18 protein-coding genes, 1 tRNA gene and 1 pseudogene are annotated in these 16,448 nt (G+C 68.2%); 13 read left to right on the top strand and 7 right to left on the bottom strand.

The genetic code is table 11. From position 1 onward, the window contains the following. Window positions 1–192, bottom strand: a pseudogene (locus OQ968_RS24245) (hypothetical protein); the annotation flags it as partial. Here OQ968_RS24245 and OQ968_RS24240 point away from each other — a divergent pair. Next, window positions 185–460: a hypothetical protein gene (locus OQ968_RS24240; RefSeq protein ID WP_324682139.1), complete on the top strand. Its 276-nt coding sequence runs from the start codon at window positions 185–187 to the stop codon at window positions 458–460. The pseudogene OQ968_RS24245 and the gene OQ968_RS24240 sit on opposite strands and share 8 nt — an antisense overlap. Before the next feature lie 81 nt (window positions 461–541). After that, window positions 542–931: a hypothetical protein gene (locus tag OQ968_RS24235; protein WP_324682138.1), complete on the top strand. Its 390-nt coding sequence runs from the start codon at window positions 542–544 to the stop codon at window positions 929–931. Window positions 932–963: 32 nt separating this feature from the next. Here the strand turns inward: OQ968_RS24235 and OQ968_RS24230 are convergent, their stop codons facing one another. Beyond that, on the bottom strand, window positions 964–1,659 hold the full coding sequence (locus OQ968_RS24230) for a DUF3060 domain-containing protein (RefSeq protein WP_324682137.1): 696 nt from the start codon (window positions 1,657–1,659) through the stop codon (window positions 964–966). A gap of 56 nt (window positions 1,660–1,715) precedes the next feature. On the opposite strand from OQ968_RS24230, the gene OQ968_RS24225 reads away from it, so the two are divergent. Further along, window positions 1,716–2,741 carry an NADP-dependent oxidoreductase gene (locus OQ968_RS24225; protein WP_324682135.1) on the top strand — a complete coding sequence of 342 codons (1,026 nt, stop codon included), beginning with the start codon at window positions 1,716–1,718 and terminating at the stop codon, window positions 2,739–2,741. 138 nt (window positions 2,742–2,879) lie between these two features. After that, entirely contained in the window at window positions 2,880–3,704 is an 825-nt protein-coding gene (locus tag OQ968_RS24220; protein ID WP_324682133.1) for a glycoside hydrolase family 16 protein, read from the top strand. A gap of 4 nt (window positions 3,705–3,708) precedes the next feature. Here the strand turns inward: OQ968_RS24220 and OQ968_RS24215 are convergent, their stop codons facing one another. Continuing rightward, entirely contained in the window at window positions 3,709–5,172 is a 1,464-nt protein-coding gene (locus OQ968_RS24215; RefSeq protein ID WP_324682147.1) for a glycosyltransferase family 39 protein, read from the bottom strand. A 120-nt stretch (window positions 5,173–5,292) separates the two neighbouring features. Between OQ968_RS24215 and OQ968_RS24210 the strand changes: the two genes are divergently transcribed. The 3 genes from OQ968_RS24210 to OQ968_RS24200 are packed head-to-tail and all read left to right on the top strand — an operon-like array spanning window position 5,293 to window position 7,029. Next, on the top strand, window positions 5,293–5,598 hold the full coding sequence (locus tag OQ968_RS24210) for a hypothetical protein (RefSeq protein ID WP_324682131.1): 306 nt from the start codon (window positions 5,293–5,295) through the stop codon (window positions 5,596–5,598). A gap of 52 nt (window positions 5,599–5,650) precedes the next feature. Next, complete coding sequence (locus tag OQ968_RS24205; protein ID WP_324682130.1) at window positions 5,651–6,322, top strand: GAP family protein; 672 nt, start codon at window positions 5,651–5,653, stop codon at window positions 6,320–6,322. A gap of 26 nt (window positions 6,323–6,348) precedes the next feature. Further along, complete coding sequence (locus tag OQ968_RS24200) at window positions 6,349–7,029, top strand: GAP family protein (RefSeq protein ID WP_324682128.1); 681 nt, start codon at window positions 6,349–6,351, stop codon at window positions 7,027–7,029. On the opposite strand, the gene OQ968_RS24195 is transcribed toward OQ968_RS24200, so the two are convergent. Continuing rightward, entirely contained in the window at window positions 7,020–7,808 is a 789-nt protein-coding gene (locus OQ968_RS24195; protein WP_324682127.1) for a hypothetical protein, read from the bottom strand. The genes OQ968_RS24200 and OQ968_RS24195 overlap by 10 nt on opposite strands. Before the next feature lie 180 nt (window positions 7,809–7,988). On the opposite strand from OQ968_RS24195, the gene OQ968_RS24190 reads away from it, so the two are divergent. Then, the gene (locus tag OQ968_RS24190; protein ID WP_324682125.1) at window positions 7,989–8,576 is read left to right on the top strand and encodes a hypothetical protein; all 588 of its coding nucleotides are present in this window, start codon (window positions 7,989–7,991) and stop codon (window positions 8,574–8,576) included. 127 nt (window positions 8,577–8,703) lie between these two features. Here the strand turns inward: OQ968_RS24190 and OQ968_RS24185 are convergent, their stop codons facing one another. Further along, window positions 8,704–9,540 (bottom strand): L,D-transpeptidase, encoded by an 837-nt coding sequence (locus OQ968_RS24185; RefSeq protein ID WP_324682123.1) that lies wholly within the window; start codon window positions 9,538–9,540, stop codon window positions 8,704–8,706. Between the two features lie 855 nt (window positions 9,541–10,395). Between OQ968_RS24185 and OQ968_RS24180 the strand changes: the two genes are divergently transcribed. Beyond that, the gene (locus OQ968_RS24180; protein ID WP_324682122.1) at window positions 10,396–11,499 is read left to right on the top strand and encodes a PPE family protein; all 1,104 of its coding nucleotides are present in this window, start codon (window positions 10,396–10,398) and stop codon (window positions 11,497–11,499) included. 25 nt (window positions 11,500–11,524) lie between these two features. On the opposite strand, the gene OQ968_RS24175 is transcribed toward OQ968_RS24180, so the two are convergent. Then, the gene (locus tag OQ968_RS24175; protein ID WP_324682121.1) at window positions 11,525–12,061 is read right to left on the bottom strand and encodes a VOC family protein; all 537 of its coding nucleotides are present in this window, start codon (window positions 12,059–12,061) and stop codon (window positions 11,525–11,527) included. A gap of 56 nt (window positions 12,062–12,117) precedes the next feature. Between OQ968_RS24175 and OQ968_RS24170 the strand changes: the two genes are divergently transcribed. Beyond that, window positions 12,118–12,768, top strand: coding sequence for a TetR/AcrR family transcriptional regulator (locus OQ968_RS24170; protein WP_324682120.1), 651 nt, complete (start codon window positions 12,118–12,120; stop codon window positions 12,766–12,768). 40 nt (window positions 12,769–12,808) lie between these two features. Here OQ968_RS24170 and OQ968_RS24165 read toward each other — a convergent pair. Continuing rightward, a tRNA-Gly gene (locus OQ968_RS24165) sits at window positions 12,809–12,882 on the bottom strand. 203 nt (window positions 12,883–13,085) lie between these two features. Between OQ968_RS24165 and OQ968_RS24160 the strand changes: the two genes are divergently transcribed. The 3 genes from OQ968_RS24160 (at window position 13,086) to OQ968_RS24150 (ending at window position 16,359) form a co-directional block, all read left to right on the top strand. Continuing rightward, complete coding sequence (locus OQ968_RS24160) at window positions 13,086–13,727, top strand: hypothetical protein (RefSeq protein WP_324682118.1); 642 nt, start codon at window positions 13,086–13,088, stop codon at window positions 13,725–13,727. A gap of 42 nt (window positions 13,728–13,769) precedes the next feature. Continuing rightward, window positions 13,770–14,342, top strand: coding sequence for a dCTP deaminase (gene dcd, locus OQ968_RS24155; protein ID WP_324682116.1), 573 nt, complete (start codon window positions 13,770–13,772; stop codon window positions 14,340–14,342). Between the two features lie 130 nt (window positions 14,343–14,472). Next, window positions 14,473–16,359: a DUF7159 family protein gene (locus OQ968_RS24150; protein ID WP_324682146.1), complete on the top strand. Its 1,887-nt coding sequence runs from the start codon at window positions 14,473–14,475 to the stop codon at window positions 16,357–16,359. Window positions 16,360–16,448 lie beyond the last annotated feature (89 nt).

Below are 16,448 nucleotides of genomic sequence, written 5' to 3'. Positions count from 1 at the left end.
CAGGTCCACCACCGCCGCCACGTCGACCTCGACGAGGTTCACCTCTTCCTCCGGAACGGATTTCCCGACCAGCCCCAGGGTCGACAGTCCCGCGTTGTTGATCAGCATGTCCGGGGTCAGGCCGCCCGCGCCCGAGGTGGCCGCCCCGGCCCCGCCGCCGGTGCAGCCGGCGCCGCAGACCGTGGTGAACACGCCACCGCCCCGTCGCACACCGAGGCAGCGGGCGCCGGAGGCCGCGCCGGCCCCCGCGTCGCAGGCACCGGCCGCCGTGCCGTCGCCGCAGCCGCAGTACGCAGCGCCCCCGCAGTACACGCCGCCGCCCCCGCAATACACGCCGCCGCCGGCACCGCCCCCGCAGTACCAGCCGGCCCGGCCGCCGCTGACGATGTACCTGCATCTGCCGTTCGTCACGGTGCCCATTCCGATCAACCCGCCGCCGCCGCCCGCCCCGCCGCCGTAGGCCCGCGCGGACCGTCCGTGGCAGACGGCGGCGACGAGGCGCACACTGGGCAATAACTCCGACGACCAAACAGGAGGTCCCGTGGGCGAGCACGGTGCGTTCGGGTTCGATCCCGACGACTTCGACCGCGTGATCAGGGAGGGCAGCGAGGGACTGCGCGAGCTGTTCGAGCGGATCGGCAATTTTGTGGCCGCTCCCGGCGGACGGGCGGGGTGGTCGGCAGTCTTCGAGGACCTGTCGCGGCGGCCCCGGTCCGGGCCGGAAACCACCGGCGAGGCCGGTGACGGCGTCTGGGCCATCTACACCGTGGACGAAGACGGCGGTGCTCGCGTCGAACAGGTCTACGCCACCGAACTCGACGCGTTGCGCGCCAACAAGGACAACGTGGACCCGAAGCGCAAGGTGCGTTTCCTGCCGTACGGCATCGCGGTCAGCGTGCTCGACGACGATTCGGAAGAACCGGCGCAGTAATCACACTGGGGCAGCACGCATTTGGCGTGCGGTCAGCCCTGCTCGACGACGTTGGCATCGCCGGCATTGCTGATCTTCGGTGTGCCCGCATGGTAGGTCACCTTGTTGTTGAAGCCGGATGCGTCGATGGTGTCGACGGCGTCGACGGTGATCGAGTTTTGGACGCCGGACACGGTGAGGCTCGCGCAGTGGCCGGTGATCACGACTGTGTTGGAAACCCCGCTGACGCTGACGATGCTGTCGTTGCAGGCGATCGTCCGGTTCTCGTTGATGCCGGAGATGTTGAGCTGGCCACCCGCCGGCGGGGCGGCGGACGTCGATGGTGCCGAGGTTCGGGTCCTGCTCGTCGACGGCGGCGACTTGGTCGGGTTGTTCGACGGCGAGGTGAACGGTACGGAGATGGTCGGCGGCGACGTGATGATCGACCGGACCCCCGAAAGCTGGTGTGCGGCGAAGGCGGCGATGCCGCCGGCGAGGGCCAGCATGCCGATCACGATGACGGTGCCCAGGATCCACCACACGCGGTTGCCCGACGGCGGTTTGGGCGGGGGACCGGAAAACGGGCCGCCGCCGTAGGTCCACTGGCCCGGTGGCGGAGGGACCGGGGGGCCGGGCGCGTAGGCCTGGCCGCCGGGTTGTGGGTCTCCCACTTCCGACGTGCGCGCCGCGTCGGCCAGCGGCCGCTCGAGTTCGCGGATCCGCTCTTCCGGGTCTTCGTGTGGGTTCATGGCATGAGAATGCCATTCGTTCGGGGATTTTCGGCACGTTCGGTAGTTTCGGCATCGTGCCCGACTTGCCGAACCGCCAGATCGTGTTGCGTCGTCGCCCCACCGGGTTGGTCCAGCCGGAGGACACCGAACTGGTGACGACACCGGCGCCCGAGCCCGGCGAGGGCGAGGCCCTGCTCCGGACCACCTACGTCGGGCTCGACGCCGCGGTGCGGACCTGGCTGAACGACCAGCCGGGCTACCTTCCGCCCGTGCAGCTGGGCGAGGTCATCCGCGCGGCCGGCATCGGCGAAGTCGTGGAATCGCGCTGCCCCGCCTATGCCGTCGGCGATGTCGTCACCACGCTGACGGGCTTCCAGGAGTACGTGCTCGTCCGCGACGACGTGTTCAGCACACCCATCCCCGGCGGGGCCGCGGTCGACCAGCTGGCCGTCATGTCGGTGTACGGCCCGACGGGGGCCACCGCCTACATCGGGATGATGGACATCGGCCGGCCCCAGCCGGGGGAGACCGTGGTGGTCTCGGCGGCCGCGGGCGCCACCGGGTCGGTGGCCGGGCAGATCGCCAAGATTGCCGGCGCCCGCGTCGTAGGCATCGCCGGCGGCCCGGAAAAGTGCCGGGCGGTGGTCGAGGACTTCGGATTCGACGCGTGCATCGACTACAAGAACGACGACCTGACGGCCGCGCTCAAGGAGCACTGCCCCCGCCGCGTCAACGTCTACTTCGACAACGTCGGCGGGCCGATCCTCGACGCGGTGCTGGGCCGGCTGGCCACCAAGGCGCGGGTGGTGCTCTGCGGCGTGATCTCCAGCTACCTGAGCGGCGAGCATCCCGGCCCGGCCAACTATGTCAACCTCCTGTCCAAGACCGCGCTGATGCAGGGATTCAACGCGTTGGACGACTGGGGGCGCTTCGACGAGGCCTTCGCCGCGCTGCGTCAGTGGGAGCACGAGGGCCGAATCAGGCACCGCCAGACCGTGTTTGAGGGCATCGAATCCTGCGTCGACGCCCTCAACGGCCTATTCACCGGGGCCAACATCGGCAAGATGCTGGTCAAGCTCAGCGAACCGGCGTCCGCTTAGTCATGGCGCCCGTCCTTTGAAAACCGCATGAAGCGGGATGCGCGGGACCCCGGTGCGTGGTTTCATAACACCGTTTGCGAAAGTTGCCGAGGGGCATCCCGAGTCAGAGGTCCGACTTTGAACGATTGGTGGTTGTAGATGGATCGTCGCAGCATGTTGTTGACGACAGGGCTCGGCATGCTGGGGGCTGCTATGTGCATGCCGGAGGCCTGGGCCGCGCCGTCGGCACCGGAGGCGCCGGCGCCGGCCGCGGGCGGGCCCTACATTTTCGCCGACGAGTTCGACGGCCCGGCGGGCTCGGGCCCGGACCCGGGCAAGTGGACGGTGCAGACCTGGCAGGACGACGTGTTCCCGCCGGTCGAGGGGATCTACCGCGACGACCGCCGAAACGTCTTCCAGGACGGCAATTCCAATCTCGTGCTGCGCGCCACCCAGGAAATGGGCACCTACTACAGCGGGAAACTGCGCGGCAACTTCCGCAGCATGATCAACCAGACCTGGGAAGCGCGGATCAAGCTGGACTGCTTGTTCCCCGGCCTGTGGGCCGCCTTCTGGGGCGTCAACGAGGACCCCATGCCCGACGGCGAGGTCGACGTCTTCGAGTGGTACGGCAACGGCCAGTGGGCCCCGGGCACCACGGTCCACGCGGCTTCCAACGGAAAAACCTGGGAGGGCAAGTCCATTCCCGGTCTGGTCGACGGCGCCTGGCACACCTGGCGAATGCATTGGGGCGAAGACGGATTCCAATTCTCGCGCGACGGGGGCGCACCGTACTTCACCGTTCCGCCGAAGCCCATCCACGTCTACGGCGGCCCGCCGGAGGACAAGCGGTGGCCGTTCAACAACCCGGGCTATTGGATGACTCCCATGTTCACGCTTGCCGTCGGCGGTGTCGGCGCCGGCGATCCGGCCGCGGGCACCTTCCCGGCGTCCATGCTGATCGACTACATCCGCATCTGGTAGCCGGTCAGCGCTCGGCCTTGAGCACCTGAACCAGGTTGAACTGCCAGCGTTCGACCAGCCGGAAACCCAGGTCGCGCGGCACCGCGAAGGCCGGCGTGGCGCCGTAGTGGGGGCCGGGCGCGAGCGCCGCGCCACGCTCGTGGGCCGGCTGCGATCCGTCGGCCTGGGTGATGATCCACACCACCGCGCAGTGACTCAGCGGCGCCCCGACCACTTCGGGTATGAGGTTGGTGTCGAAGACCTCGTTGCGGTCGGTCGCCCGTTGCCACAGGGTGAGGTCGACCAGCTTCCGGTAGGCGTCGGGGCGCGCCGCCAGCAGCGGGCGCATCGGGGCGGGCATGAACGTCACCGTGTCGTTGACCAGCAGGCAATCGCCCGGCGCGGCCTTCGCGGTGATCAGGTCCGCCACCTGACTGTAGTCCATGCCGTATTTCGCATATGGGTTGCGTTGCGCCCGAACATAATTCGGTGCCGCGGCAAGGGCGAACAGAACCAGGATCCCAGTCGCCACCCACGGCCTGACCGCCAACGCGCCGACGCAGACGCCCAGCGCCAGCGCCATGGCCGGCGCGGTGAAGGACAGATAACGCGGCGTGTAGATCGGGTGCACCGCCGCCGACCAGATCACGATCAGGGTCGTCGGTATCACCAGCCAGGCGACCGCCAGGCTGAGCAGTTGCCGAGACGGCTCCGTCAGCTTCGCGGATCCATTGAGCCACAAGACAATTGCCGCTGCCACCGCCAACGCCGACAACACCGCGAACGGTGGGCTTCGTTCGAAGTACTGCTGGATCGTCACGTCCTCGATGGTCCGGTGCCCGATCGGGGCGATCCATTTGATCTGTTGAACCTGGCCGACGACCTTTAGGAAGAACGGCACAAGCGCACACACGGCCAGTCCCGAGGCGACGGCGAAGTGGACAAGCACGGCTCGACCGCGGCGCAACGCGCACACAAAAACGATGTGCGCCAACAACAACAGCACGAGGTACATCTCGAGCAGGATCGAGGCCGCCAGGGCGATCCCGTAACCCAGCCAGACCCAGGCGTTGTCGCGGCGCGCGGCGACGACGAGCAGCACGGTCAGCCACACCGCCGCCAGCATCGACAGGGCATACGGGCGCGCTTCGATACCCGCCCACGTCGAGCGGGGCAGGATCCCGCAGAAGACACCCGCTGCCACGGCGACGGTGCGCGACGAGAACTGCTTACCCAACACCACCAGGCCGGCCGCGGCGCCCCCGACCGCCAGACCGCTCGGCGCGCGGGACCAGAACTCGGTCGGCGGGAAGATGTGGAACCAGCCGTGCATGAGCAGGTAATACAGCCCGTGCACGGCGTCGACGTTGCCCAGCATCCGCCACAGCTGAGCCAGGGACCGACTGTAGGAGGCCGAGATCGTCGCGGCCTCGTCGTACCAGAAGGACGGACGGCCGGCGCCGGCCAGACTGACTGAGGCGGCCAGCATTCCAACGATCAGCGGGTCGAGCGCACCACGGTTGGGCCGTGACTCGCTGAGCACACCGCCATGTTGCCAGAAGCAGACGACGCCCTCCGCAACCGACTCATTCGAACGTATGATCGATCAATGGGGCAGCTCGCGTCGATCGGGTACAACGGCCAGCCGGTCCGCAGCCCGTTTCGGGTGGTGCGTCCGCCGCTCGCGGTGCTGGTCGACCTGACCGTGCTGTTCCCGCGCGAGCCGCATCGCTCGGGCCGCTATCAGCCCAACGGCCTGCAACTGCACAAGGTCGTGGAGGGCCGGCTGACCTGCTGGGGGCTCTGCGAGCAGGGCGACTGGTGGGGGCTGGTGACCTACCCGATCGCGTACGGGTCGAAGCAGAAAACGGTGACGCACTGGGTGCCGGCCTGGACGCTGCGGCGGAAGGGTTAGACACCACCGCCGAACGTGCTTGCGCCTCACGCCAATGCGATGATTGCTGCCCATGGCGGACGACTGGGGTTCGGTGCTGGCCAAGCTCATTCCGCTCGGGCTGGTCATCGCGCTCTCGCCGATCACGGTCATTCCCGCGGTGCTCGTTCTGCACGCGCCCCGGCCGCGGCCGTCGGGCCTTGCCTTCCTCGGTGGCTGGGTCCTTGGGCTGGTCGCGCTCACCACCGTGTTCGTCGGGGCCTCCGGCCTGCTCGGCGGCTTTCACCAGGCGCCGCCCACGTGGGCGTCCTGGCTGCGCGTGGTGCTGGGGCTGGCGCTGATCGTGTTCGGCGTCTACAGCTGGCGGACCCGGGATCGCCACACCACGTCCCCGGCCTGGATGCGTTCGTTTGCCAAACTGACCCCCGTGCGGGCGGGGGTCACCGGGGCCGTGCTGGTGGCAATCAGGCCCGAGGTGCTGATCATGTGCCTGGCCGCCGGAGTGGCCGTCGGCACCGGCGGCCTGGGCGTCGTCAACGGGGTGATATGCGCCGCGCTTTTCGTCGGCGTGTCCGCGTCGACGGTCGCGCTGCCGGTGTTCGCCTACCTGGAGCTCGGCCACCGTCTCGACGGACCGCTGGAACGGCTTAAGGTCTGGATGGAAGAAAACCACGGCGCGATGATGGCGGTCATTCTGGTCGTGATCGGTTTGATGGTCCTCCACAACGGAATTCGCGGTCTGTAGCAGCGCCGCACGATAGATTGCTGCCCATGGCGGAAAGTTGGGGAACCGTTCTCAGCGGGCTCATCGGGCTGGGGCTGGTCGTTGCGCTCTCACCGATCACGGTGATCCCGGCGGTGCTGGTGTTGCAGGCGCCGAGGCCGAGGCCCAGCGGCCTCGCCTTCCTCGGCGGCTGGGTGCTGGCCCTGGCCGCGGTAACGGCGCTGTCCGTCGGGGCGTCCGGCCTGCTCGGCGGCCTGGACAAGGCGCCGCCGAGATGGGCGTCGTGGCTGCGCGTGGTCCTGGGGTCGGCCCTCATCCTGTACGGCATCTACCAGTGGCTAACCCGGCGTCGGCACACCGAGTCGCCGGCCTGGATGCGGTCGTTCGCCACCATCACCCCAAGGCGCGCGGCGATAACCGGGGCCGCGCTGGTGGTGATACGACCCGACGTGCTGCTGATTTGCGTCCCGGCCGGCCTGGCAATCGGCGGCAGCGGACTGGAAATCGCGGGTGTCTGGATCGCCGGGGTGATCTTCCTGGCCGTAGCCGCGTCGACGGTGGCCGCCCCGATACTGGCCTACGCGGTCGCCGGGCACCGGCTCGACGACGCGCTGGCACGGCTCAAAGACTGGATGGATAGGAACACTGCCGCGCTGATGGCGGCGGTCCTCGTGGTGATCGGATTGCTGGTGCTCTACCACGGCATCGACGCCCTGGATCATCGATAGCCGCCGTCGGACAGGCCGGCCTCCTCCTCGAGCCTGTTCGTTTTGCCAAAGGCCTTGTCCCGCAAGACTTCCCAGAGGTAGGACGTGATCATGCCGGCGTGGCCCTTGGCGGCCCACTGCTGGGAGTGCAGCTCCTCGTGGTGCAGCACCCGGTCCAGCGCGAGGGCGCTCTCGAAGGGTCCGCCATTGCGGTCGGTGTACCAGGCGTGCCCCGACTCGACGATCTGGCGCAGCCGATGGTCGGCGCCGACGGAGTCGTCGACGTTGACCATGAAGATGTCGCCCCAGTCGGTGCCGCCCTCGCGGGTGAAACACCTCTGGATCCGGTTGCCGCCCAGGCCCATGAGCATGCCGTTGGGCGTGGTGACGAGGCGCGCGCCGGTGCGGTTGACGAGACCCACGTCCTGGTCGTAACTCCAGCGGTTTGCCTTCTGCCGGTTGATGATCCGCCGCACCTCGGCGGCGGAGTAGGGCGTCTCGGGGAAGTCCGTGGGCTGCTTGCCCGCCTCGCCGTAGTCGGTGCCCGCGTTGAGGATGTAGGTCATCAGCGCCGCGTTGCGCGCGTCGTCCCCGCTGGCGCCGCGCTCGATCAGGAAGAAGGACTTGCCGTCCGGATCGTTGATCTCGGTGAATCGCCCGAGGATCGTGAAGCTCTCCGCGGTGATGCCGTGTTGCTCGGCGATCTCCGCGAGGACTTCGGCGGGCACGCCCCGACGTTCCGCGTTTTCCAGCCACCTGTCGTGATAGCCGCGGGCGCCGGACGACGTGAAAACGACCACCCGCACATTGTGCGGTGACGGCGTCGAGCATGGACCGGAAGTTGACCCGAGTCGTGACAGCCTCGTGACGTCACCATTTGGAAACGGCGCGGTGCGGCGCGGCTCGCGTTCCACGTGGGCTGCCGACAATTGACCCGGTCGTCGGAAAACGACTTGATTTGCGGAAATATCTGAGCGTGTATGAAGGAGTCGACGCTGATGGCGGAGCGGTTCAACATCAAAGTAGTTGCCGGCGCTGGGTTGTGCGGAGCCGCGATAGCGTTGAGCCCGGACGCGTTGGCCGCCCCGCTGATAACCGGCGGTCATGCGTGCAACGTGCAGCAGGCGGGCGACGTGCCGGCAGCCGTCGGGGGACCGGCGGGCGGAGCGGCTGGCGCGGGCGGACCGGTGCTGGCGGCCGGGCCGGCGGCCGGCGGACCAGCCGAAGTGTGCGCTCCACTCACCAACATGTCGGGTGTTCCGCTCGTTGTGCCGGGGCCCGTCGGTGCTCCCGTGGTTGCGCCGGTGCCGGCGGGCGTCCCGCTGGCCGTGCCCGGGCCGCTTCCCCTGGGTGCTCCCGTCGGTGCCCCGCTGCCCGTCGCGCCGGTGGTGCCGGCCGGCGCTCCGCTGATCGCGCTCGGCGGTCCGGTGGCCGCGGGTGCGCCGATCGAGGGTCTGCCGGCCGCCCCGATCATCGACATGTCCGGGGTCAAGGATGCGCCGACCGGTCCGGCGCCGAGTGGCGGGCCCGTGTCCGGTCAGCCGCTTCCGCCCGGTCCCGCGCACTGAGGCCGATCTCTTCCCGTTGAATGGGCCCGCCGGTTTGCCCCGGCGGGCCCATTCATTTGCGGGTGCGCCCCGGAAAGGGCTACCCAACAACGGTTTTCGATACAGCGTTACGGATGCTAAAGGCTCGCTAACGCGGCACTACGCGAGGAGTTTCGACGCTGTTCTCCTGCACAATGACAGGGTCGCCGATGTTGACCGTGTTGTAGTACCACTCGGCGTCCTCGGGGCTCAGGCTGATGCACCCGTGGCTGACATTCTCGAGCCCGAGGGAGTTGACCGCCCACGGAGCCGAATGCACGAACAGGCCGCGGTTGGTGATGCGGACGGCATAGTCCACCGGTAGCCGGTAGCCGTCGGGGTCGTCGACGGGGATGCCGACGCTGCTCGAATCCATAACGACCGAGCGCTCTTTGGACAAGACGGTGTAGGTGCCGACGGGGGTCTCGTATTCGGGCCTACCCATCGAGGCCGGCATCACCCCCGGTTCTCCGAAGTGGGGTCGGTGATGCGGCGCCGGCAGCGAAGGCGGCGGTCCCGCCTCGACCCCGTCGACGGTCACGGTGAACGTGTGGTCCGCGATGCTGGCCACACCGACGACCGCAGGACCCGTCTTCATCTCCGTGGACAGGCCGCCCACCGAGAGCGCGACCGTGCTGTGCGCCGGCCAGAATCGGTCGGGAACCCACTGCACAACCTTGTTGTCGAGCCATTCGAACTTGCCGGTCATGGCGGGCGAGGATTTGATCGCGATGGCGCGCTCGGCCGCGTGCCGGTCGGCGACGGGCGCACGGAACGTCACCACCACGGGGTGCGCGACGCCGACGACCTCGCCGCGCGTGGGAAGAACCGAGGCGATCGTACGTTGCGGCTGGCTCGCCGACGCCATGCTGACGCCGGGTGGCCCCGCGGCGACGCTCGCCGCGACCCCGACGACGGCAACGACACACCGAACTACCGCCCGCATGGCTCCAATTCCTTCTAACTGACAGAGTTGCAATAGTGATGGTAGGGGTGCCCTGAGCAGTGGAAGCGCAAGGGCGCGTTAGCAATTGATCAAGCCTTTGTCACGATTCGGCTACGGCGGGCCCGACGAGGAGTTCGGGATCGCTGCGCCGCCGGCGCGCTGGGCTGCGGGAGCCGGGTGCGGCTACTTCGGCCCGAAGCCGAATGCAAATATAAGGCCCCTTGTAGAAACTCGTATGACCTCATCACAAAGTGCGACACTGAATCTCAAGTGGCGACAAAACGGCGGCCATTGAGGAGCTCAGGAAGGAGGAGCCGTGAACAGGACACTAGCGGGCGTATTGGCGGCGGCAGCCATAGCACTGGCGTCCCTCTGTATTCCACCGGCACAAGCGCACGCCGACGATCCCTGTGTCGGCATCACCGATCCCGCTGCCCACCAGGCTTGCATCGACGCAGCTTCGCGCGATGATCCCGAGCACAGATACGAGGGCGAGTGCCAGTCGAGCCCCGATTATGGGCAGTTGGGCCAGGTTTGTCGGAACCTCTGGGTCCGAAAGTCCGTGCCCCACCGTGAGTCGGCGACTCTGTAACGGCGAGAGGGGCTGACAGGGGCATCGCCGGCGCGGATATGCTGCTGGGCTAACGCCGCGTGAATGTTCCACGATTCCCAATGTGAGCAACGGCGTGGCCGCATACGCTCTCAATCGGCGAATCGGGCCACGTCGCCGAACAGGAAAGTCACCGAAGGGACAAACAGTGGTGCGCGAGAATCGCTCGTCGGGCAAATGCCAGGCCGCGCGGGCCCGCATGCCTGGCGTCGAGACCGTCGACTCCGAGCGTTGACGGGGTAGGCGTGGACTTCTGGGCTCCTCCCGAGATCACTTCGGCGCTGATTCATTCAGGGCCGGGGCCCGGGTCGCTGCTCACGGCTGCCAACGCCTGGCGCCAGCTGGCGATCGAGCTGGGACAGACCGCCGCTGCCTACGCCTCCACCGTCGCGGGCATCTCCTGGGAGGGACCGTCGGCGACGGCGATGACCCTGTCCACCCTGCCCTACGTCGCCTGGCTGAACACCACCGCGGGGCAGGCCGCACAGATGTCGATGGCGGCCGACACCATGGCCAGCTCGTTCGCCGCCACCCAGGCGGCGGTGGTGCACCCCAGCGTGGTCGCCGCCAACCGCGCGCAACTGGCTCATCTGATCGCGACAAACGCTTTCGGAATCAACTTCCCCGCCATCGCCGCCACCGAGGCCCAGTACGTGCAGATGTGGGAAGACAACGCCACCGCCATGCTGGGCTATCACGCCACCAGCCTGCAAACCATGGCGATGCCGACGTTTACCGCCCCATCCCCGATGACCACTCCGACCGCCCCCGTGACTCAACAGGCCGCAGTGGGTGGGTTGGCAGCAGCCGATCCGGCGGCATCAGCCACCAGCTTCTTCGCCGATCCGTTCGTTCAGACCGTCAACGCCGATCTGTTCCAAGTGATCGCCAGCGGTGTCTTCAACCCGCAGTCGTTTGCAGCCTTGTTCATGAGTGGCCACGATTACATGCCCGGCCAATACCCGGATGTCTTGGCTCCTACTCCTCGCAACCTCGCTATCGCGTACAACATCACCGGTCCCGAGGCCGTGGGAGGGGCTCCCAATTTCTTTGCCCCACCCGCCGCCACCACCAGCGCTGTGCAAGCTTCTGTCACCGCTTCTCTGGGCCGGGGAATGTACGTCGGCAACCTTGTGGTCCCGCCTTCGGCGGTCACCTCCCCGATCCAGCTGGCTGCCCAAGAGGCACCGATGATGGCAACAACAGCCGAGGGCGCTCCACTGGTCCCGATGTTTGTCCCGCCGATGCCACCGGGAGCACGTAAGGCCCAGCGGGACAAGCCCAACGAAAAGGGCTACGGACCGCCGATCTTCGGCACCATCATGCGGCGACCTCCGTCGGGCGGATGAGACGACGGCGTCTCGCCTGACGGTGCTAGGCCGACGGCACCGGTTCGCCTCGCGCAGTGAAGAATTCGATCTTGCGAGGACTCGTTCGGGGCGGGTTCGGGTCGCGCAACAGCGATTCCGCGTGCTGCGCGCTGGCCGCGTCGGGTTGATGCACCCAGCAGCTGCGCTCGATGAAGTTGCCGTCGGGGTCGTGGGTGTAGATCGAGATCGTCATGCCGTGGTCGATGCGCATCATGTCCAGGCCGTGTGCCAGCCAACGGTCCTGCGCCGCATCGAGGCTGGCCAGGTCGTCGACGCCAAATGCGATGTGGTTCACCCAGTTCGGCAGGCCGAGGCCGCGCGAGATGGCGAGATCCATGCCGACGTAGCGATCGCCGTGCAGCTCGAACAGGGCGAGCAGCGACCCGTCGCCGGTGTCGTAGAAGACGTGCCGGAACCAGGCGTCGCCCTCGGGCGCGTCGCCCGCTTCGACATGGACCAGTCGGAAGCCCATTGCGTCTGTGTAGAACCCGTGTGCCGCGTCGAGGTTGCTCGTCGCGATCGCTACGTGGTGGAATGCCATGATGCACGCCCTTGATTCCAGCAATTATGGAATGAATACAGTAGTACTGTATCGAAATGGCTGAGGAAGTCAAGCCTCGACGGCAATACCGGTCATCGGCACGCACCCGCCAGCGTGAAGCGACGCGCGCGGCGATCATCGACGCGGCAACGGCTGCATTCATCGAGAACGGCTATGCGGCAACCACGATCGCGCAGATCGCCGCCCGCGCCGACGTGTCGCCGGAAACCGTGTACGCCGTCTTCGGCACCAAGCGAGACGTCTTGCGTGCGGTGGTCGAACGCGCGTCCGCCGGGGCGCCCAGCACCGACGCGTGGCGAACCGGGGACTGGCTTGCGCGGGTTAAGGCCGAGCCCAACCAGCGGCGCCGGCTCGAGCTGATCACCAACGCCACTCGTGACGTTCTTCGCCGCGTTGCGCCGATCGACGAGATCGTGCGCTCGGTGGCCGCATCCGATCCGGAGATCGCCGAGCTTCAGGACGAAATAGAACGCCGCCGGCGCAGCGACCTTCGGGGGCTCGTGCAGCTGCTCGCGGAAACGAAGCCGCTGCGGGTTTCAATCGAGGATGCGGTGGATCTGTGGTGGGCGCTTGGTCATGGCACCGGGCCGTACCGCTCGCTCACGGTCGACCGAGGGTGGAGCGACCGACGGGCCCGGGCCGCACTGCTCGATGTCGTGGCCCGCGCCCTCCTCGACGACGCATAGTCGACGATGAGCGGCCGCGGCCGAGGCGTGCTGCTCAGAGTGGAGCCGATGACGGGAATCGAACCCGCGTATTCAGCTTGGGAAGCTGATGTTCTGCCATTGAACTACATCGGCGCTTTCGCCCCGAAAGGCTAGCATCCGCCGCAAGCGCTCGTCGGGCGCTCCGGGCGTCGCCCACCGATCTTGTGCACGAAGGCCGACGCCCAGATCGAACGTCGCGACCGATCCGAATCCCCGCCGGTGGTTATGAGAGCCGTCCGCCGATTCTTAGATACGCGATATTTATTATTTCGTGATTGGCCCGTAATGTGCTCTGGATGGGTCGGCACGAATTAGCCAGGAAGCGACGGAATCCGTCGGTGGTGCTGGCTGCGGTGCTCGCGCCCGCCGCGGTGTTCTTCGCGACGGGGGGCGATGTCCGACCATTACCCACCGTCGACCACGCCAAGCCCGTTATCGCCGACGTCGCGCCGTGTTGCATAGAAATTGTGGCGGCCCCATCGAATACGACCCGTGGGGCCGCCGGTTTCGTCGACGGTCAGTTGGCGGCGTCGAGGTACCACACGCGATCCCGATTCTTGGAGGCCGGGGTCGCGCCGGAGCAGGGCCTCCAGGTCCGGACGATCTTGACGGCGCGCAGCATCAGCGCGACGTTCCCCCAGATCCACGAAATCGGCGGCGTCCGACCGGATCCGCTGCCCTGGCATCCCCTCGGTCTGGCGCTCGACGTGATGATTCCCGATCCCGGCTCCGCGCAGGGCATCGCGCTGGGAAACGCGATCGTCGCGTATGTCATGCAGAACGCGGCGCGGTTCGGGATACAGGACGCGATCTGGCGCGGCGTCTACTACACGCCCAACGGTGCGCAGTCGTCCAGGGTCGGCCACTACGACCACGTCCACGTCACGACCACCGGCGGTGGATACCCCACCGGCAGGGAGATGTACCTCGCCGACTGAAGCCGGGACGGCCGGTCCCTGGGCAACGGATACGCTCGTCGGGTGCTGCTCTCCGATCGCGACCTCAGGGCCGAAATCACCGCCGGCCGGGTCGGCATCGATCCGTTCGACGACGCCCTCGTGCAGCCGTCCAGCATCGATGTCCGCCTCGACTGCATGTTCCGGGTGTTCAACAACACCCGCTACACCCACATCGACCCCGCCAAGCAGCAGGACGAGCTGACCAGCCTGGTGCAACCCATCGAGGGAGAACCGTTCGTGTTGCACCCGGGCGAGTTCGTGCTCGGGTCGACGCTGGAGCTGTTCACTCTGCCCGACGACCTCGCGGGCCGGCTGGAGGGCAAATCGTCGCTGGGCCGGCTGGGGTTGCTGACGCACTCGACGGCCGGCTTCATCGATCCCGGCTTCAGCGGTCACATCACTCTCGAGCTGTCCAACGTCGCCAACCTGCCCATCACCCTGTGGCCGGGCATGAAGATCGGGCAGCTGTGCATCCTGCGGTTGACCAGTCCGGCCGAACATCCTTACGGCAGTTCGCGCGTCGGCTCGAAGTACCAGGGCCAGCGGGGGCCGACGCCGTCGCGGTCCTATCAGAACTTCATACGATCTACATAGCTTCGGCGGGGTTCCCTCACCGCCGTTCTGCGAGATACTTAGCCTGTCGTGGTTTTTCCTCCGCCCCGACCATGGCTTGGCCGGCAATACCTTTGGAGGGGTTGTCTTGGATATCGTGCTCGGCGTGTCGATGGCACCGGCATCGATTCAGATGGTTCTTCTGGAAGGTGAGAACGCCGACGGCGCCACGGTGGAAGAGGACGAGTTCGACGTCACTGCCGCCGGCGACCCGCCCACCATCAGCGCGACCGATCGCGTGATCGCCGCCATCCTGGGCACCCGCGAGGGCGCCGCCGATGCCGGCCTCAAGCTGTCGTCGATCGGGGTGACGTGGACGGATCAAGCCGAAGCTGCGGCCCTGCGCGACGCACTTGCCGCCCACAGGCTCGAGAACGTGATGCTGGTCTCGACGTTTCTCGCCGCGACGGCGCTGGGCCAATTCGTCGGTGGGGCAATGGGTTACGAGCGCACGGGCGTGCTGTTCGTCGAGCCCGGGGCCGCGACGCTTGCTGTTGTTGAGACCTCCGACGGTTCCATCGTCGATCTCTACCGGGAACAGATCTTCGCGGAGTCCTATGACGAGGCGACCGCGCAACTGAGCCGGATGATCTCCGGCCTGGACCAACTCGAATGGGGGCCGAACGGTCTGTTCCTGGTCGGCTCGGGCGTCGACATCGCCCCGATCAAGCCGGCGCTGGAATGGGCGACCTCTCTTGCGGTGAACGCACCGGAGGAGCCGGGCACGGCGCTGGCTCGCGGGGCGGCGCTGGCGGCGGCGAACGCGCCGACGTTCGCCTCGTCGACCGCTGCGCTCGCCTACGCCCAGGACCCCGGCACCGGCGCCGTCGGCGCCGACGCGCTGCCCGAGTACCTCAGCGCCTCAGGGCTTTCCGGCGGTGACGACGACGTGGCCTACAGCGCTGTCCCGGACGAGGACGCCGATGTCCCGACCGTCGTCATCGACACGTCCGGCCTCGCCGACCTGGAGAACCAGCCCCGGCGCCGGCCGGTGCTGCTGGTCGGCAGCGGGATGGCCGTGGTCGCCATCAGCGCGGTGGTGGCGCTGGAGATTGCGCTGGCGATCGGCATTCGCACGACGGTCGCTTTGCAGCCCAGTCCCAATCAAAGCCTCATCGTCCCGACACAGCAGGCCCCCGCGCCCCCGCCCGTGGAGGCGACCGCGCCCAAGCCGACGATCAGCGAGCCGGCACCCGTGGCGGCGCCCATGCCGTTGAAGCCGCAGTTGGCGGCGCCCCCGCCCGCGGCCCCACCTCCTCCGCCTCCCGCGGCCCCGGCTCCCGCGGCTCCGGTGGTGCCGGTGCCCGTCGTGGTTCCTCCGCTGGTGGTTCCCCCGCCACCGATCCACGTGGCGGCTCCGGATCCGATCGTCAGGCCGCCGGTGATCGAGTTCCCGCCGCGGCTGTCGCCGCCGGTGATCCAGTTCCCGCCGCGGGTCTCGCCCCCGGTGGTGAACCAGCCGCCGCCGCTGGTCCAGCCGCCGGTGCGCGTCCCGCAGCCTCCGACGCCACCGAAAGTGGGTGGCACTGTTCCGCAGTCGCCGCCGCTAGTCCAGCCGCCACCGCGGGTGTTGCCGCCGGTGGTGAACCAGCCGCCGGTGCGCGTCCCGCAGCCTCCGACGCCACCGAAAGTGGGTGGCACTGTTCCGCAGTCGCCGCCGCTCCAGATTCCCCCGGTGCAGGGCCCATCGCCCAAGCCGACCGGTCCGGGCGGCGTTGGCCCCGGTCCCTTCGGGGGCGGCGGGCCCCTCGGCGGGGGCGGGCACGGCGGCGGTCCCTTTGGCGGCGGCGGTCCCTTTGGCGGCGGAGGTCCCTTCGGCGGTGCAGGTCCCTTGGGCGGCGGCGCCCCGGCTGGTCCCGGACCCTTCGGCGGGGGCGGGCACGGCGGCGGACCCTTCGGCGGGGGCGGTCACGGCGGCGGGCCGTTCGGTGGAAGCGGGCCGCTCGGTGGCGGCCACGGAGGCTTAGGCGGCGGCTTCGGCGGGGGCGGACGCAAGTAAAGCCACGGCGAGGGGCGCTCACTGCCCCGGGGCCGCGCGGGTAGGCTGAAAATACGGGCTGGTCAAGAAGCCGTGCCGCCCGTTTGTCA

This window comes from Mycobacterium sp. 663a-19, assembly GCF_035616495.1.
Lineage (GTDB): Bacteria > Actinomycetota > Actinomycetes > Mycobacteriales > Mycobacteriaceae > Mycobacterium.
The sequence above is the reverse complement of the archived record's forward strand: the minus strand, read 5'-3'. Positions and strand labels throughout refer to the sequence as shown.

Excerpts from the sequence above, each read along its gene's own strand:
- OQ968_RS24230 (WP_324682137.1), bottom strand. The coding sequence starts at position 1,659 with ATGAACCCACACGAAGACCCGGAAGAGCGGATCCGCGAACTCGAGCGG.
- OQ968_RS24185 (WP_324682123.1), bottom strand. The coding sequence starts at position 9,540 with ATGCGGGCGGTAGTTCGGTGTGTCGTTGCCGTCGTCGGGGTCGCGGCG.
- OQ968_RS24160 (WP_324682118.1), top strand. The coding sequence starts at position 13,086 with ATGGGTCGGCACGAATTAGCCAGGAAGCGACGGAATCCGTCGGTGGTG.
- OQ968_RS24210 (WP_324682131.1), top strand. The coding sequence starts at position 5,293 with ATGGGGCAGCTCGCGTCGATCGGGTACAACGGCCAGCCGGTCCGCAGC.
- OQ968_RS24175 (WP_324682121.1), bottom strand. The coding sequence starts at position 12,061 with ATGGCATTCCACCACGTAGCGATCGCGACGAGCAACCTCGACGCGGCA.
- OQ968_RS24190 (WP_324682125.1), top strand. The coding sequence starts at position 7,989 with ATGAAGGAGTCGACGCTGATGGCGGAGCGGTTCAACATCAAAGTAGTT.
- OQ968_RS24215 (WP_324682147.1), bottom strand. The coding sequence starts at position 5,172 with ATGCTGGCCGCCTCAGTCAGTCTGGCCGGCGCCGGCCGTCCGTCCTTC.
- OQ968_RS24150 (WP_324682146.1), top strand. The coding sequence starts at position 14,473 with ATGGCACCGGCATCGATTCAGATGGTTCTTCTGGAAGGTGAGAACGCC.
- OQ968_RS24200 (WP_324682128.1), top strand. The coding sequence starts at position 6,349 with ATGGCGGAAAGTTGGGGAACCGTTCTCAGCGGGCTCATCGGGCTGGGG.
- OQ968_RS24205 (WP_324682130.1), top strand. The coding sequence starts at position 5,651 with ATGGCGGACGACTGGGGTTCGGTGCTGGCCAAGCTCATTCCGCTCGGG.
- OQ968_RS24220 (WP_324682133.1), top strand. The coding sequence starts at position 2,880 with ATGGATCGTCGCAGCATGTTGTTGACGACAGGGCTCGGCATGCTGGGG.
- OQ968_RS24170 (WP_324682120.1), top strand. The coding sequence starts at position 12,118 with ATGGCTGAGGAAGTCAAGCCTCGACGGCAATACCGGTCATCGGCACGC.